Annotated in this window: 14 protein-coding genes; 11 read left to right on the top strand and 3 right to left on the bottom strand. The window is 70.3% G+C overall.

Translation table 11 applies throughout. The annotated features are described in order from the left end of the window. Positions 1–172 precede the first annotated feature (172 nt). Complete coding sequence (locus tag AAD496_RS13400) at positions 173–817, top strand: hypothetical protein (RefSeq protein WP_349829318.1); 645 nt, start codon at positions 173–175, stop codon at positions 815–817. A gap of 18 nt (positions 818–835) precedes the next feature. Here AAD496_RS13400 and AAD496_RS13405 read toward each other — a convergent pair whose 3' ends face one another. Continuing rightward, positions 836–1627: an exodeoxyribonuclease III gene (locus AAD496_RS13405; protein WP_349829319.1), complete on the bottom strand. Its 792-nt coding sequence runs from the start codon at positions 1625–1627 to the stop codon at positions 836–838. 131 nt (positions 1628–1758) lie between these two features. On the opposite strand from AAD496_RS13405, the gene AAD496_RS13410 reads away from it, so the two are divergent. The 6 genes from AAD496_RS13410 to AAD496_RS13435 all read left to right on the top strand — a co-directional run bounded on the left by AAD496_RS13410 (position 1759) and on the right by AAD496_RS13435 (position 8313). Continuing rightward, a complete protein-coding gene (locus AAD496_RS13410; RefSeq protein WP_349829320.1) occupies positions 1759–2418 on the top strand; it encodes a copper chaperone PCu(A)C in 660 nt (219 codons plus the stop codon). Beyond that, on the top strand, positions 2418–3815 hold the full coding sequence (locus AAD496_RS13415; RefSeq protein ID WP_349829321.1) for a Dyp-type peroxidase: 1398 nt from the start codon (positions 2418–2420) through the stop codon (positions 3813–3815). The genes AAD496_RS13410 and AAD496_RS13415 overlap by 1 nt, the downstream gene beginning before the upstream one ends. A 429-nt stretch (positions 3816–4244) precedes the next feature. Further along, positions 4245–4811 (top strand): orotate phosphoribosyltransferase, encoded by a 567-nt coding sequence (gene pyrE / locus AAD496_RS13420; RefSeq protein WP_349829322.1) that lies wholly within the window; start codon positions 4245–4247, stop codon positions 4809–4811. Positions 4812–5025: 214 nt separating this feature from the next. Next, positions 5026–5928 (top strand): ABC transporter ATP-binding protein, encoded by a 903-nt coding sequence (locus AAD496_RS13425; protein WP_349829323.1) that lies wholly within the window; start codon positions 5026–5028, stop codon positions 5926–5928. Next, positions 5929–7527 carry an ABC transporter permease gene (locus AAD496_RS13430; protein ID WP_349829324.1) on the top strand — a complete coding sequence of 533 codons (1599 nt, stop codon included), beginning with the start codon at positions 5929–5931 and terminating at the stop codon, positions 7525–7527. 87 nt (positions 7528–7614) lie between these two features. Then, a complete protein-coding gene (locus AAD496_RS13435; protein WP_349829352.1) occupies positions 7615–8313 on the top strand; it encodes a TrmH family RNA methyltransferase in 699 nt (232 codons plus the stop codon). A gap of 383 nt (positions 8314–8696) precedes the next feature. On the opposite strand, the gene AAD496_RS13440 is transcribed toward AAD496_RS13435, so the two are convergent. Together AAD496_RS13440 and AAD496_RS13445 are read right to left on the bottom strand one after the other, a co-directional pair. Beyond that, a complete protein-coding gene (locus tag AAD496_RS13440; protein WP_349829325.1) occupies positions 8697–9842 on the bottom strand; it encodes an acyl-CoA dehydrogenase family protein in 1146 nt (381 codons plus the stop codon). A 43-nt stretch (positions 9843–9885) separates the two neighbouring features. Continuing rightward, positions 9886–11079: an acyl-CoA dehydrogenase family protein gene (locus AAD496_RS13445; protein WP_349829326.1), complete on the bottom strand. Its 1194-nt coding sequence runs from the start codon at positions 11077–11079 to the stop codon at positions 9886–9888. A 257-nt stretch (positions 11080–11336) separates the two neighbouring features. On the opposite strand from AAD496_RS13445, the gene AAD496_RS13450 reads away from it, so the two are divergent. From AAD496_RS13450 to AAD496_RS13465, 4 genes are read left to right on the top strand one after another with little or no spacing between them, the layout of a single operon-like run. Then, positions 11337–13034 carry an ATP-binding cassette domain-containing protein gene (locus AAD496_RS13450; protein WP_349829327.1) on the top strand — a complete coding sequence of 566 codons (1698 nt, stop codon included), beginning with the start codon at positions 11337–11339 and terminating at the stop codon, positions 13032–13034. Continuing rightward, positions 13031–15022: an ABC transporter ATP-binding protein gene (locus AAD496_RS13455; protein WP_349829328.1), complete on the top strand. Its 1992-nt coding sequence runs from the start codon at positions 13031–13033 to the stop codon at positions 15020–15022. Before AAD496_RS13450 ends, AAD496_RS13455 begins: the two co-directional genes overlap by 4 nt. Continuing rightward, a complete protein-coding gene (locus AAD496_RS13460; RefSeq protein WP_349829353.1) occupies positions 14985–15551 on the top strand; it encodes a GNAT family N-acetyltransferase in 567 nt (188 codons plus the stop codon). Before AAD496_RS13455 ends, AAD496_RS13460 begins: the two co-directional genes overlap by 38 nt. Then, positions 15548–15802, top strand: a complete 255-nt coding sequence (locus AAD496_RS13465) for a hypothetical protein (RefSeq protein WP_349829330.1) — start codon at positions 15548–15550, stop codon at positions 15800–15802. The genes AAD496_RS13460 and AAD496_RS13465 overlap by 4 nt, the downstream gene beginning before the upstream one ends. The last annotated feature ends 4 nt before the right edge of the window (positions 15803–15806 follow it).

Genomic DNA, 15806 nt, shown 5'->3' on the forward strand with positions numbered 1-15806 from the left:
CTCGCAGGCTCCGAACTCTCGGAAACCGGGTGATCCCGGTGACGAGTCGATGACGCAGGCACTCGGGTTCGCGAATCGACCGTGGCCCGGGCGTCCCGGTGGCGTCGCCCCGCACGCTGCCGGTGCTCCGGGAGTCGGAGCGCACGGTGTGCCCCCGGGCGGGGTGCACGGTGTGATCGGAGGGCAGGGCTCCTCGGGAGCGGGTGGTACCTGGAACGGTGCCCACCCTGCGACCGGGCAGGACGCCGGGGCACCCGGGTACCGGTGGAGCGGTGGGTCCCACCCGCCGCTCAAACAGCGCCGGACGGGGCTCGTGTTCGTGCTGCTGGCGGTCGCGGTGGTGCTCGTGCTGCTGCTCGGGGTCGCGGGCGTGTTCGCCATCCGGATGATGGGTGCCGACAGCGGTGGTCCGGAGTCCTCCGAGCAGGCAGGAGCACCGGCGATCGAGGGAGACGGCAGTGGGACGCCCGCAGCGGCGGCTCTCGACCTGGGGGACTGCATCCTCGAGCCCACGGGCGCGGAACCCTTCACGACCGTCGCGTGCTCCGAACCCCACTACGCCCAGCTCTATGCACAGGAACCGGTGGCCGGGGAGACCTACCCCGGGCGCGAGGCGCTCGACGAGCAGGCCGTCCCGTTCTGCGAGCGGGCAGTGGGGGAGAACCTCGATACGGGCGCGCTGAGTGAGGACGTCGCCTTCGCCTATCAGGTCCCCGACGAGGAACTCTGGGCCGACGAGGAGGAGCGGTACGTCAACTGCTTCGCCCAGTCGACGGACGGGTCCGATATGACGGGCAGCCTGCTGCCACAGTCGTGATGTGGTCGTGAGGGGAGGTCAGACCTCGAAGTCGACGACGACGGGAGCGTGGTCGCTCGCGCCCTTGCCCTTGCGCTCCTCGCGGTCGATGAACCCGGCGGTAGCGGTGGCCGCGAGCGATTCGGAGGCGAGCTGGAAGTCGATCCGCATGCCCTCCTTCTTGGGGAACCGCAGTTTCTGGTAGTCCCAGAAGGTGTAGACGCCGGGGCCGGGGGTGAACTGGCGGGTCACCTCGGTGAGGCCGGCGTCCTGGAGGTCCTGGAAGGCCCGGCGTTCTGCGTCCGACACGTGGGTGAGGCCCTCGAAGGCGGCCATGTCCCACACGTCGTCGTCCTGCGGGGCGACGTTGAAGTCACCGCAGAGCACCACCTTCTTCGCGGGGTCGGCGGAGAGGGTCTCGGCGACGACGTTGCGCAAGGCCTCGAGCCACGCGAGCTTGTAGGCGTAGTGCGGGTGGTCGAGCTCGCGGCCGTTGGGCACGTAGAGGGAGTGGACCTCGACGCCGCCGCAGACCGCGCTGATGGCGCGGGCCTCGGGGGCGATGGGGTCACCGAAGCCGGGCATGCCCGGGAACCCGATCTGCGGGTCCTCCAGACCGACGCGGCTGGCGATCGCCACGCCGTTCCACTGGTTCAGACCGTGGAAGGCGACCTCGTACCCCCGTTCGGAGAACACCTCCGTGGGGAACTGGGCGTCCTTGCACTTGAGTTCCTGGATGGCCAGGACATCGGCGTCGGAGCGGTCCAGCCATGCTCCGATCCGGTCCTTGCGGGCCCTGATCGAGTTCACATTCCACGTCGCGATACGCACGGGGTCATCCTACGGGGGTCGACGTGGGGTGCGGGAGTGCCCGCTCGACGGTAGGGAGCGCCCTCTCGACGGCTCGGGTCGGTGGCCCGGGCCTATTTCTACACGGCGTAGAAAAGCTCTATCCTGGCGCCATGACCTATCGAATCATCACTGCACGTGCCTACCGTCCGGTGTTGCTCGCCGGGGTCGGCGCGCTCGCCCTGGGGCTCTCCGCCTGTGGTGCCTCCGCCGCCGAGGCGCCCACACCCCTGGAGTCGTCCGCGACCACGGCAGCCGCGTCCGGGGAGGGGCCCGCCGACGGTGCCGACGGGACGGACGGGGCCGGACAGGTGCTCCGGTTGGCCGACGGATGGCTCAAGGCCACCGGAGAGGACGAGGACGGTGGTCCCGCCGGCAGCATGACCGGGGCGTTCGGCACACTTCAGAACACGGGCGACGAGGACGTGACCCTCACCGGCGCGTCCAGCGCCGTCGCCGACATGGTCGAACTGCACGAGACCGAGAACACCGGTGGTGCCGCGCAGATGAAGGAGAAGGACGGCGGATTCGTCGTCCCGGCCGGCGGCGAGGTGGAGTTCGCCCCGGGTGGTGACCACATCATGCTCATGGAGATCACCGAGCCGATCCTGCCCGGAGACGTCGTCGCGGTGACGCTGGAGACCGATTCCGGCCAGATCGCCGTCGAGTTCCCGGCCAAGGACTACGCGGGTGCCCGGGAGAGCTATGCCCCCGACTCCTCGGCGGGCGCGGACGACGAGGATGAGCACGCCGACCACGACCAGGACCACTGATGGACCTCTCGCGACGACATCTGCTGGAGACCGGTGCCGCCGGGGTCGTGGGCGTCGGTGCCGGGTTCGCCGCCGGGTACGTGGCCGGCCCGGGTGTCCGCGGTGCCACCCCGGAGGCGGCGGGGGAAGGAGAGACCGGTGCCGAGGCCGGGGCGCCTCGGCCGGCGGGGGACACCGGGGAGATCGGCGCGCGCACCGAACCCTTCCACGGTCGGCACCAGGCGGGGGTGCAGACACCGCCGCAGGCCCACGCCCGGTTCGTGGCGTTCGGGCTGCGTGACGGGACACGGGCCGCTGACGTCGTCCGGCTCCTCCGGCTGCTGAGCGACGACGCGGCCGCGCTCACGCAGGGGCGCGGTCCCCTGGCCGACTCCGAACCCGAGCTCGCGGCCGACCCGTCACGGCTCACGGTGACCTTCGGGTTCGGGCGGGGGCTCGTGCGCCGGGCCGGGGCGGCGGCGGTGCCGGAGTGGTTGGGCCCGTTGCCGGAGTTCTCGATCGACCGACTCGACCCCGTGCGCAGCTCCGGCGACCTCCTGCTGCAGGTGTGCGGGGACGACCCCTTCGTCATGTCCCACGCCGTGCGGATGCTTGTGAAGGACGCCCGCGCCTATGCCGAGGTGCGGTGGTCACGCCAGGCCTTCCGGCGGGCCCACGGCGCGCAGCCGGCAGGCACGACGATGCGGAACCTGTTCGGGCAGGTGGACGGGACGGCCAACCCGTCGCCGGGGTCCGAGGACTTCGCACGGCTCGTGTGGGGTGAAACCCTCGGGCGTGCGGAGTCGGTGTCCGGCCCGCGGGGCGAGCCGCCGCTGGACCTGGCCGCCGGGCACCCGGACTGGATGAGCGGCGGGACGACCCTCGCCCTGCGCGACGTGGCGATGGACCTGGAGACCTGGGACGAGGCGGACCGCCCCGCCCGGGAGTTCTTCGTCGGTCGGCGCCTGCGAGACGGTGCCCCGCTCACCGGGGAGGACGAGTTCGACATCCCCGACCTGGAGGCGAAGGACGCACTGGGCCTCACGGTGATCTCCCCGGCCTCGCACGTGGCGCGGGCGCGGAACGAGGGCGACCCCGCCGAGCAGATCTACCGCCGGGTGTACAGCTACGAGTCGGTGCTGCCCGACGACGAGGCGCGCGCGGCGGGACAGGACCCCACGGCCGGAGGTGCGCCCGGGGTCACCGCCGTCGGGGGCCGGGCACCGGTCGGGCGGGCCGGGCTCATGTTCGCGTCCTTCCAGGCGGACCTCGAGCGCCAGTTCCTGCCGATCCAGCGGCGGCTCGACGCGATGGACCTGCTCAATCAGTGGACCGTGCCGATCGGGTCGACGGTGTGGGCGATCCCGCCGGGTGCCGCCGAGGGTGAATACGTGGGTGCGACCCTGTTCGAGGGGTGAGCCGTCCGACCCGGAGGGGAGGCCGACCGCGGGGTGTCGTGGACGTCACGGCGTCGGCGGATATGAGGTCGAGCACGCGCTCCGACACAGGGATCCGGTCCACGGGGTGGAACGCGGTGCGATGCGACGCTTCCGTGACGGTGAGAATCGCGTGTTTCCGCAGGTGAGAAGGTGTATACGACCTGATCTGGGAAAAGTCTGTGAAGGGTAGCGATCGGGGAAATCTTCGGTTTACAAACTTATGCTCGCTGGTTCAGAATTGTGGTGTTCACCCGGTGGGGATCGGGTGAACGAAACGGACGTATGGGGATGCGTCCGGGTACTCGAGGGGAGTGCTGCGAAAGCCCCGGGATGTCGCTTCAAGCGCCCCGGGGCTTTCGTGTGTCCGGGTGCGCCCGCTCGACGGTCCTGTCCGACCCGGACCCTAGAATGCGCAGTATGTCCGATACACGCGCGCAGCTCCTCACTCTCATCGACGACCTCGCGGTCATCCGCGGCAAGGTCACCCTGTCGTCCGGCAAGGAGGCCGACTACTACCTCGACCTCCGACGGGTGACCCTCGACCACCGGTCGGCCCCGCTCATCGGTGACGTCATGCTCGACCTGCTCGAAGCGGAGGGGTACCTGGACCAGGTCGACGCCGTCGGTGGTCTCACCATGGGTGCCGACCCCGTGGGCACCGCCGTCATGCACCGCTCTGTCGTCCGCGGCACCCCGCTCGACACCTTCGTCGTCCGCAAGGAGGCCAAGAAGCACGGGATGGGCCGCCGTGTGGAGGGCCCGGACGTGGCCGGCAGGAAGGTCGTGGCGGTCGAGGACACCTCGACGACCGGTGGCTCCGTGCTCACCGCGGTCGAGGCGCTCCGCGAGGCCGGCGCCGAGGTCGTCGCCGTCGCCGTCGTCATGGACCGGGACACCGGCGCCAAGGAACGCGTCGAGGCCGAGGGGATCCCCTACCTCGTCGCTCTCTCCACCTCCGACCTGGGTCTGGACTGAGTCCGACACCGCCCCGGCCCTGGCACCCCTTGCATCCAGTCTGGGAGTTCCCCGCAGGTCCCGTGACCGGCCGGGGCGTGGTTTGAACCACTGCCCGCCAGACACCAGACTGAACCCGCACCGACCGGCATCCGAGCGCACGGGACACCAGATCACCGGAGCGTGAGGATGCCGTCAGCGCGTCACCCACTGTAAGGAAGAAGAGGAATCCCCAGTGCTCGAACTCACCGACATCGGTCTCCAGTCGGGTCGCAAGACCCTGCTGAAGGACGTGTCCTTCACGGCCGAGGCCAAACGCATCACCGCACTCGTGGGTCCCCGCGGGTCCGGCAAGACGGAACTGGTCCGCGTGATCATGGGACTCATCGACGCCGATTCCGGTGAGGTGTCCCTGGAGGGCACGGCACTCGGGTTCGGCGACCGCCAGAACTTCGGCTATCTGCCGGACGAGCGCGGTGGCTACCCGGGGATGAAGGTGCTCGAGCAGATCGTCTTCTTCGCCCGTCTCCACGGCATGACCCTCGGCGCGGCCGAACGCAATGCCGTCACGCTGCTCAAGCGCCTGGGCCTGTCCGACCGCGCCTACGCGCCCCTGTCGAACCTCAGCGGCACCGAGGCGTCCCTCGTCGACATCGCCGCCGTGCTCGCGGCCGACCCGGACGTCGTCGTCCTCGACGACCCGTTCTCCGGCCTCGATGTCGACGGCGTGCGTGCCGTCTTCGGCCTCCTGCGGGACCATGCGGCCTCGGGAGTACCCGTGCTCGTGGCGACCGAGGACTGGGGCCACGCGCAGGAGGTCGCCGACGACCTCGTCGTGCTCGACCACGGCGCCGTCGTCGCCCAGGGTTCCGTCGCCGAACTCCGCGCGGAAGCCGCCGAGCTGCGCTACCGCCTCGACTTCGCCGACGCCGCCGCGGCACAGGCCGCCGCCGAGAGCCTCCGGGGCGCGCCCGGCGTCGAGGACTCCACGGACGCCGTCACCGTCACCGCCGACCGGATCGTTCTCCGCGTCGCCGACGAGGACGCCGTCACCCCCGCCATCACGAGTGCCTCCGGCCTGCGCGGCTTCGGCCGCGAGGTCCCCGGACTCGCCGAGATCTTCAAGGAGAGGGTGTAAGTGACACCACGCAAGGACGATTCCGTGGACCCCGCGGATCCGAAGGACGTCACGGGCACCCCCGACGCCGAGGCGCCCGCCACCGACACCACGGACGCCGACCTCGGCGTGGACGCCACCACCACGGAGGCGGCCGGGGCGGACCTGGACCCGGCCGAGGTGGAGGTCGTCGAGACCCCCGACGCGGACGCCGAGGACACGGACGCGGACGCAGAGGACACGGGCGCGGACGAGGTGCAGGGCGCCTCGGCGGCGGAGGACGACGTCGAGATCGTCGAGTACGCGGCCGCGGACGAGGACGAGATCCCCTTCGAACTGCGCGAGGAGTACGCGACCGGCGAGGAGCCGCGGACCGGACTCGTGTCCGAGTTCGGGGACCTGACCAGCCGGTCGGCGGCCTACCTCGTGTCGGCGCGGGAGACCTCGGCGACGCTGCGGTCGCCGCTGTACTACGTGCCGCTGTTGCTCGTCGTGCTCGGCACCGTGACCGGGCTGTTCCTCGGCTGGCAGCAGGCCAGGCCGGACCTGTCGACCGGTTCGGAGATGCCCACGGTCGCGATGGTCGGCGTGGCCGGCAACGAGGCGCTCTTCGAACAGCAGTACGGCATCACCGCCGTCGACGTCGAGTCCGTCGAGGCCGGTCAGGAGCTCGTGCGCGCCGGTGACGTCGACGCGATGCTCGTGCAGGACCAGTCCGGTACCGTGCCGCCCTACCTGCTCGCGCTCGACTCGGAGCCGACGGAGCTCGTCGAGGCGCTCGCCCCGTCGATGGACGTCCAGTTCGTGGACGCGCCGCTCGTCGGTGAGAAGGTCTACGCGGCGATGACCTGGGGCTTCGCCGGCCTGCTGGCGCTCGCCGTGGTCACGCTCGGTGGGGTGCTCTACGCGAACGCGCGGCTGGAGAAGCGCAACCGGATCGCGGAGATCCTCGCCGCGACGATCCCGCCGCGCGCCGCCGCCTGGGGCCGTGTGTACGGTCTCACGCTGCTGTCGGTCGCGTACCCGGTGCTCGCCGGTGGGCTGTTCCTCCTGGGGCTGTCGATCATCCGGTACGCCTCGATCGCGAAGGCGACCCTGCCGACACTCGGATGGTTCGCCGCGCTGTTCGTGCTCGGCGTCGCGCTGTTCCTGTCGCTCTACCTGTGGGCCTCGACGGCTGCCGGTCGCCGGGTCCGCCAGGTGTCCTACGGCATCGTCGTCGTGCTCGCCGTGGCCGGTGCGCTCGTGCCGGTGCTGTTCTCGCGGGACTGGGACGTGCTGCCGGTCCTCACCTACATCCCGTTCACCTCGCCGGTCGCCACGGCGATCGCGTTCCTGGGCAACCACGCCGAGTGGTGGCAGGGCCTGGTGTCCGTCGGGATCGTGCTCGTCACCGCGCTCGTGGCGTTCCTGCTGGCCGCCGGTTCCTACCGCCGCAACCTGCTGCGCGGTGCCGGCAAGGGTGGCCGGACCGCCGTGACGAAGGCGGGGAAGAAGGCGGCGAAGAAGGCCGGGACATCCGGGTCCGCGAAGAAGGCGGAGGCGGAGTCCGATTCGGATTCGGAGTCGTCGAAGGACGCGGAGGCCGACGAGGAGTCGGAGGAGAAGGCCAAGGCCTGACCTGATCCGACCAGCACGAACCGCTCCGGCGTGGAACGCCGCCGGGGCGGTTCTGTGTGCCTGGGGGAGAATGGGCGGGTGGACGAGATGAACACCGCTGACGAGAAGAGCCCGGCCCGGTCAGAGGCCGCCGTGCCGGACGCCACCACGCAGGACACCGCCGTGCCACAGGTGGGGGTGGGGCCGTGGGAAGGGCCGTGGCCGGACGACCCGCGCTATGACCCCGAACTGCTGCGGGACGGCGACCGGCGCAATGTCGTCGACGGGTACCGCTACTGGACGATGGACGCGATCGTCGCGGACCTCGACACCCAGCGCCACGGCTTCCACGTGGCCGTCGAGAACTGGCAGCACGACCTCAACATCGGCTCCGTCGTCCGCACCGCCAATGCCTTCAATGCAGCAGCGGTGCACATCGTCGGGCGGCGGCGATGGAACCGGCGCGGTGCGATGGTCACCGACCGTTACCAGCACGTCGACCACTTCGCTTCGGTGGCGGGCCTGGCAGCCTGGTGCGCCGCGCAGGGGCTCGCCCTCATCGGGATCGACAACTTCCCGGACTCCGTGCCGCTGGAGACCCACGACCTGCCCCACGACTGTGTGCTGCTCTTCGGACAGGAGGGACCGGGCCTCACCGAGGAGGCGCATGCCGCCTGCGACGCGGTCCTGTCGATCGAACAGTACGGGTCCACCCGCTCCATGAATGCCGCCGCGGCCGCCGCGATCGCCATGCACGCGTGGATCCGGCGCCACGCGTTCGGTCAGCTCCCCGTCCGAGGCGCCTGAACGCGCCCGAGGCGCCCTGGCCCGAACCCCGATGCAACTGGCTGCGTCGGTGCCCGTCGTGAATGCCCGAGGCGCCCTGGCCTGAACCCCGACGCAGTGGGTTCCTCGAGTGCCCGGTGTGAACGCCGACGAGGCGCCCTGGCCTGAACCCCGACGCAGTGGGTTCCTCGAGTGCCCGGTGTGAACGCCGACGAGGCGCCCTGGCCTGAACCCCGACGTAGTGGGTTCCTCGAGTGTCCGGTGTGAACGCCGACGAGGCGCCCTGGCCTGAACCCCGACGTAGTGGGTTCCTCGAGTGTCCGGTGTGAACGCCGACGAGGCGCCCTGCACGTGACATGTCACGTACAGGGCGCCTCGGGAGCGGTGAAGGTGATCCGGGAGGATCAAGCCACGTCGGCGGCCTTCGGCTCGATGAGGCCGCCCAGCTCGGCGAGTTCGAGGCCGAGGGCGTCGTACTCGTCGAAGGTGCGCGGGATGACGGTGAGGCGCTTGGCGTAGTGACCGATGGGGTACTCCATCGTCATGCCGTTGCCGCCGTGCATCTGGATGGCCTCCTTGGAGATGAGCTCCGAGGACGTGTCGATGATCATCTTGGCGGCGACGACGTCCGCGTGACGCGTCTTCGAGTCGCCCTCGGTGTCCTGGGCGATCGCGAGCTTGGCGTAGAGGGCCATGGAACGGGCGTCCTCGAGGGCGGCGTACATGTCCGCGGCGCGGTGCTGCAGGACCTGGTTCTTGCCGATCGGGGCACCGAACTGCTCACGGGTCTTGATGTACTCGACGGTGGTGTCGAGGGCGACGGTCAGGGCTCCGACGGCCTCGGCGGCGAGCAGCGTGTTGGCGATGTCGATGACGCGGGAAATGACCTCTCCCGCGTCGCCGGTGCCCAGGCGTGCGGCCGGGGCGTTGTCGAACACGACGGCGGCGACCTTGTGGCCGTCGGCCTGCGTGCGGACGTCGACCTTCACGCCCTCGGCACCCGCCTCGACGACGAACAGGCCGACCTGGCCGTCGACGGCCGCCGAGACGACGAAGCCGGTCGCGGCGTCGCCGCCGAGTACGCGGATCTTCTCGCCGGAGAGGGTGTAGCCGTCACCGGTGGCCGTGGCGGTGGTCGACGGCGAGGTGAGGTCGTAGCGACCGAAGGGCTCGTAGCCGGCGAAGGCGAGGAGAGTGGTGCCCTCCGCGACGCCCGGGAGGTACTGCGCCTTCTGCTCGTCGGTGCCGCCGTGGAGGACCAGGCCGCCGCCGAGGACGACGGTCGCGAGGTAGGGCTCGAGCACGAGGGCCCGGCCGAACTCCTCCATGACGACGGCGACCTCGCCGATCCCCATGCCGGCGCCGCCGAATTCCTCGGGGAAGGGCAGGCCGAGGAGGCCGAGCTCCGCGTACTGGTCCCACATCTTCTGGCTCCAGCCCTTCTCGGAGCCGAGCAGCTCCTCGCGGACGGAAGCGTCATAGTTCTCGGTCAGCAGGCGGCGCACCATCGCGCCGAGCTCCTGCTGGACATCGGTGAGTTCGAGATCCACTGGTGTTGTCTCCTTGTGGTGAAAGAAAAGTCGTGAGTGGGCCTCAGAGCCCGAGGATGGCCTTCGACAGGATGGTGCGCTGCACCTCGGATGAGCCGCCGTAGATCGTCACCTTGCGGTAGTTGAAGTACGACTTGATGGCGTCCTGGGCGCCGCTGGGCAGGTCGGAGAAGCCCTCGGCCGTCGACAGCGAGTCGACGAAGTCCAGGCCCTGCGGGCCGACGATGTCCACGAGGAGCTCGTAGATGTCCTGCTGGAGCACGGAGCCGCGCAGCTTGAGGACCGAGGAGCGCGGGTCCGGCTTGCCGGAGCCCTGCTGCTGGGTCGAGAGGACGCGCAGCTGGGTGAACTCGAGAGCGGTGAGGCGGGCCTCGATCTCGGCGATGCGGGTGGCGAACACCGGGTCGTCGAGGAGGGTGCCCTTGGCGGTCTTCGTGATCGCGGCATAGGCCTTGGCGCGGGCCAGGTTGGCCTTCGAGTAGCCGATCCGGGCGATGCCGTTGCGCTCGTTGCCGAGCAGGAACTTGGCGTACGACCAACCCTTGTTCTCCTCGCCGACGAGGTTCTCGACGGGGACCTCGACGTTCTCGAAGAAGACCTCGTTGACCTCGACGGAGCCGTCGATGAGCTCGATCGGGCGGACGGTGACGCCCGGGGACTTCATGTCGATGAGGAGGAACGAGATGCCCTCCTGCTTCTTCACGTCCGGGTTGGTGCGGACGAGCATGAAGATCCAGTCACCGTACTGGCCGAGCGTCGTCCAGGTCTTCTGACCGTTGACGATGTACTTGTCGCCCTGCTTGACCGCGGAGGTCTTGAGGCCGGCGAGGTCGGACCCGGCGTCCGGCTCGGAGAAGCCCTGCGACCACCAGATGTCCAGGTTGGCCGTGGCCGGGAGGAAGCGCTCCTTGATCTCCTGCGAGCCGAAGTTCGCGATGACCGGACCGACCATCGAGCAGTTGAAGGCCAGCGGCTGCGGGACGTGCGCGAGCATCATCTCCTCCAGCCAGATGTGACGCTGCACCGGGGTCCAGTCCTGGCCGCCCCACTCGACGGGCCAGTTGGGGGTCGCGTAGCCGTGCTTGTTGAGGATCCGCTGGGACGTGACGATGTCGTCCTTGCTGGTCTCCTCGCCGACGGCGGCGCGGTACCGGATGTCCTCCGGGATCTCGGTGCGGTAGAACTCGCGCATGTGCTGAGCGAACTCGAGTTCTTCCTTGCTCAGAAGGTTGTCCATTGATCATCCTCGATCGTTCGATTAGTGCGGATACCCCGCAGTCTACGACTGTGGGGTGAATCCGTCACACCTGACTGTTATCGACAGCCTACGTGCTCAGTCGGTTCCTGGGGAGGGCCCGCGGATGGATTCCGAGTGAAGTGCGTTCCCTGCCCGGTCCCCGCTGCGAGGTGTCCTGGACGTGAGTCGTGGACGTCACGTCTCGGCGGGGCCGGGAAGGGAGATGTGCGTCCGAGCCGCGTCTTAGAGTGTTGGTCATGAGTACACGGCAATCGACCCCCGTGTCCGGTGCGCTGCTCTCCACGACGCCGGGCTGGGTGATCCCGGCCTCGACCGTGCTCGCCTGGATCGCCGCGGTGGCGACCGCACTGTTGTTCGCACGGGCGGGGGCCGTGCTCGACGGCATGGTCGTGATCCGGGGTGAGACCGCCGGGGTCGTGTCCCCGCGCGCCCTCACCTGGACGGACCTTCTCCTCCTCGCGCTCGTGGCCGCGCTCGCCACGGGTGCCGGCGCGGTCCTGTCCCAATGGGCCGGGGCCCGCACCGAGCGGGGGATCCGGCAGGTGGTCGTCCTCGCGCTCTTCCGTCGGGGTGTCGTGGGTACGCACGGGCGGTCCGGGCACCTGTTGTCGCTGGCGACGAGTGCCGTCGAACGGGCGGCGACCTACCGCGCGGGCTTCCTCGGCCCGATGACCGGCTCGCTCACCACCCCGGTCCTCGTCCTCCTCGTCATGGGGGTGACGGTCTCCTGGCGGATCGCCGGGGTCCTGCTCCTGCTGTTGGCCGTCGTGCCACTCGTCATCATGGGGTTCCGGCGCCTGGTCCGGCCGATCGGGGCGAACTACCGGCGCACGCAGGGCCGACTCACGGCGGCGTTCCTCGAGACGATCCAGGCGCTCGACACTCTCGTGTACTCCCGTGCGGCCGATCGTGCCGCCGCCCGTCTGGCTGCCCGTGGGGAGGAGCACCGGCGTGGCCTCATGCGCCTGCTCGCCGGGAATCAGCTGCTCATCCTCGTCGTCGACGCGGCCTTCTCTCTCACCGTCGTCGTGGCTGCCGCCGGCCTCGCGTTCTCCGGGGTTTCACGGGGAACGCTCGACCTGGGGCAGGCGGTCGCGGTCGTGCTCATGGCGGTGCTCGTCATCGGACCAGTCGACGTGGTCGGACAGTTCTTCTACATCGGGATCGCGGGCCGGGCCTCGCTCGCGCAGATCGATGCGCACGTGAAGGCGGGCGCGGAGGGCCAGGACTCGGAAAGGTCGCGTCGGGGAGAGGACCAGAGCGCCTCGGCGGGCGAGATCGTGTTCGAGGGGGTGACAGCCGGGTGGCCAGGATCCGCCCCGGTATTGCGCGAGGTGGACCTGCGGGTCGGCGCCGGCGAACGGGTGGCGCTCGTCGGGGAGAGTGGTGTCGGCAAGTCGACGGCGAGTGCCGTGATCCAGGCGCACCTGGTGCCACGGTCCGGGCGTGCGTTCGTCGACCGGGTCGAGGTGAGCGCCGCGAACGCCGGTGTGGTCCGGTCCCGGCTGGCGGTCGTCGAGCAGTCGGCCTTCCTGTTCCTCGGGACGATCTCACAGAACCTGCGGGTGGCCGCTCCGGAGGCCGACGACGACCGTCTGTGGCGGGCACTCGAGGTCGCGGGGATGGCCGAGGAGGTCCGCGCCATGCCCCTGGAACTGGAGACCGAGGTCGGCGAACACGGCTCCGCACTGTCCGGTGGGCAGGCGCAGCGCCTGTCGATCGCCCGGGCGTGGTTGCGCGACGCCCCGATCCTGCTCATGGACGAACCGACCTCGCAGGTGGACCTCGCCGGGGAGGCCGCGATCCTCGCCGCCCTCGAACGGCTGGCGGAGGGTCGGACCGTCCTCATGATCGCCCATCGACCACGGGCGGTGCTCTCCGCCGACCGGGTGTTGCGGTTGACGGCGGCCGGTGTCGAGGAGGTGCGGGCATGACGGGTGCACATGATGCACAGGGTGCCGTTCGCGCTGACGACGTGGGCGGCACCGCGGGTGTGACGCGAGGGGACCATGCGCGGTGGTTGCTGTCCCGGACCCGGGGGCTCGTGTGGCCCTTGGTGGTGTCGGTCCTCGCGCGGGTGGTCGGCCAGTTGCTCGGGGTGGCGATGTTCGTCCTCGCGGGGCTCGCCCTCGTGCGGGCGGTGTTCCCCGGGGTCTTCCCAGTGGCGTTCGGGCCGGTCGACGCGTACGTCCCCTGGGTGCCGGAGGCGGTCGGGGGCCTGGTCGTCGCGCTCGTCGTGCTGGCGCTGCTCAAGGCCGGGCTGCGGTACCTGGAGCACTACGCCGGGCACTGGGTGGCCTTCACGTCGCTCCAGCGTCTGCGGGAGATCTACGTGCGGGCGCTCGTGCCGCAGGCGCCGGCGGCCACGCGCGGGAAGGCGGGTGCCGAGCTCACGGAACGGGGCACCCGCGACATCGACCGGATCGAGGTGTTCTTCGCGCACACGCTCCCACCGGCCGTCTCCGCGGTGCTCGTGCCCCTGGTCGTGTTGCTGTGGGCAGGCTTTGCCGTCGATCCCGGGATCGCGCTCGTGCTCGCGCCCTTCGTCCTCGTCGTCACCGTGCTCCTGCCGCTCCTGTCGGCGCGGACGACCTGGCGGTCGGCGCGGTTGGTGAGTGGGAGGCGGGGGCTCATCGCCGCGCACCTGGGTGACGACGTCCAGGGTGTGCGTGAGGTGCTGGCCTTCGAGGCGCAGGCCGCGCGGTTGCACGGTCTCGACGCCGAGGACGCCTCGCTGGAGAGGGCGCGGACCCGGGCCGGGATCGTCCAGGGTGTGCGGGCAGCTGCCACGCAGTTCGTCCAGCTCTCGGCGCTCGTCGCGGTGCTCGTGTACGCCTCGACGCGGCTCACGCCGGAGTTCGTCCTCGCCCACGCCGGGCAGGCCGGGCTGTCCGGGGATGCGGTCGCGGGCCCGGTCTCCGGGGAACTCGCCGTGATCGTGCAGACCGTCACGGCGGTCGTCGTCGGGCTCATGGTGTGCGTGGGTCTGTGGGGTGCGGCCAAGGGTGTGGACGATTTCGCGTCCGGACTCGACCAGTCCTTCGCCGCCACCGCCCGTGTACGAGAGGTCGTCGAGGCGGAGCCGCTCGTGGAGGACCGCGTGGAGGGGTCCGCCGGTGACGGGGGAGGTGTCGGTGTCGGCGGGGAGACCGGGGCCGGCGGGGAGTCCGGAGCGGTTCCGGAGGCCTCCGGGCCGGCGGCCGTCGAGTTCCGCGGGGTCACGTTCACGTACCCGGGTGCTCCGGAACCGGTCGTTGCGGACGTCGACGTCCACGTGCCCGCCGACACGTGGGGCTGCCTGGTCGGTGTCTCCGGCAGTGGGAAGTCCACTCTCGGTGACCTGCTCCTGCGCGGCTGGGACGTGGATTCCGGGGCGGTCCTGCTCGACGGCGCCGATGTCCGTTCCCGCTCGCTGGACGACCTGCGGTCACAGGTCGCACTCGTCCCACAGAAGCCGACGATGATCACCGGGGCCCTCGCCGAGAACCTGCGACTCGGCGCGCCGGATGCGGACGAGTCGGATCTGTGGCGGGCGCTCGAGGTCGTCGGCATGGCCGAGTGGGCGCGCGGCCTCGATGCTGGTCTCGCTACGCCGGTGACGGGGCGGGGCCTCGGGGTGTCCGGCGGGCAGCTGCAGCGGCTGGCGCTCGCCCGGGCTCTCGTGGCGGATCCCCGGGTGCTCGTCCTCGACGAGGCGCTCAGTCAGCTCGACTCGGCCACTGCGGGGCAGGTCCGTGCGCGACTGGCCGCCCACGTGCGGGGACGGACGACGGTCGTCGAGATCACCCACCGCGTCGATCTCGTCCCGGACGAGGCCCGCGTCCACGTGCTCGACCGCGGTCGTGTGGTCGAGTCCGGGCGCGCAGGTGACCTCCGCCCGGACGGTGACGGAGCCTTCTCCCGCCTGGAGGCCCGGGTGTGACACCCACGGCACGGTAGGGCGTCCGGAGGAGGGGGTCGCGGCTCCCTCTGATGCAGCTTCCATCTTCGAGGCCTTCCGTTCTTCGCCCGACATGGCTCGTCAAGGAGAAGTCGACAGTGAGCCGTCGGCACGCCGGTACATCTCCTGGGCGACCCGCGATGACAGCCGCGCATTCGTGGTGGACGTCGGTGGCGGCGTCGCGGCATTTGTCGGGCTCGACGTCGATCGGGGTAACAGGAGTGCCTGGATGTACTACTGGGGGCATCCGCGTTACCGCGGTCGAGGTCTTGTGAAGCAACTGGCCCGTGCTGTTGCGGACTGGGCCTTGCAGGACGAGGGTGCGGACGGGGCAGGCCTGGAACGTTTGGAACTCGGCCATCGTGTGAACAATCCGGCCTCCGGTGCGATCGCGCTCGCAGCCGGGTTCGTACAGGAAGGGCGGGAACGCGCCAAGTTCCTCGTCGACGGAGAACGTATCGACGTCCTCACGTACGGTCGCCTCCGTTCCGACGGCAAGGAGGGCACATGACTGAGAGCATTGCCACGAGCCCGCGATCCCTGGGTGAGCTGATCAAGGACAACGACTGGGTACCGCAACTGACGGAACGGGATTGGAAGTATCTCAGTGCTGAGGAGCGCTTGCTCTTCGAGGCGCGTCTTCCCTCGAACCCACCGCTCCGGTACGGCGTTCTCCGGATGGTGGCCGAACGTCGTCGGCGTCGGCGAAACCCCTTGTACGCGCTGTGGACCACACTCACCTTCATCCCGGACGGCCGCTGACCGG

It is taken from the genome of Brevibacterium litoralis (assembly GCF_040212315.1).
Classification (GTDB): domain Bacteria; phylum Actinomycetota; class Actinomycetes; order Actinomycetales; family Brevibacteriaceae; genus Brevibacterium; species Brevibacterium litoralis.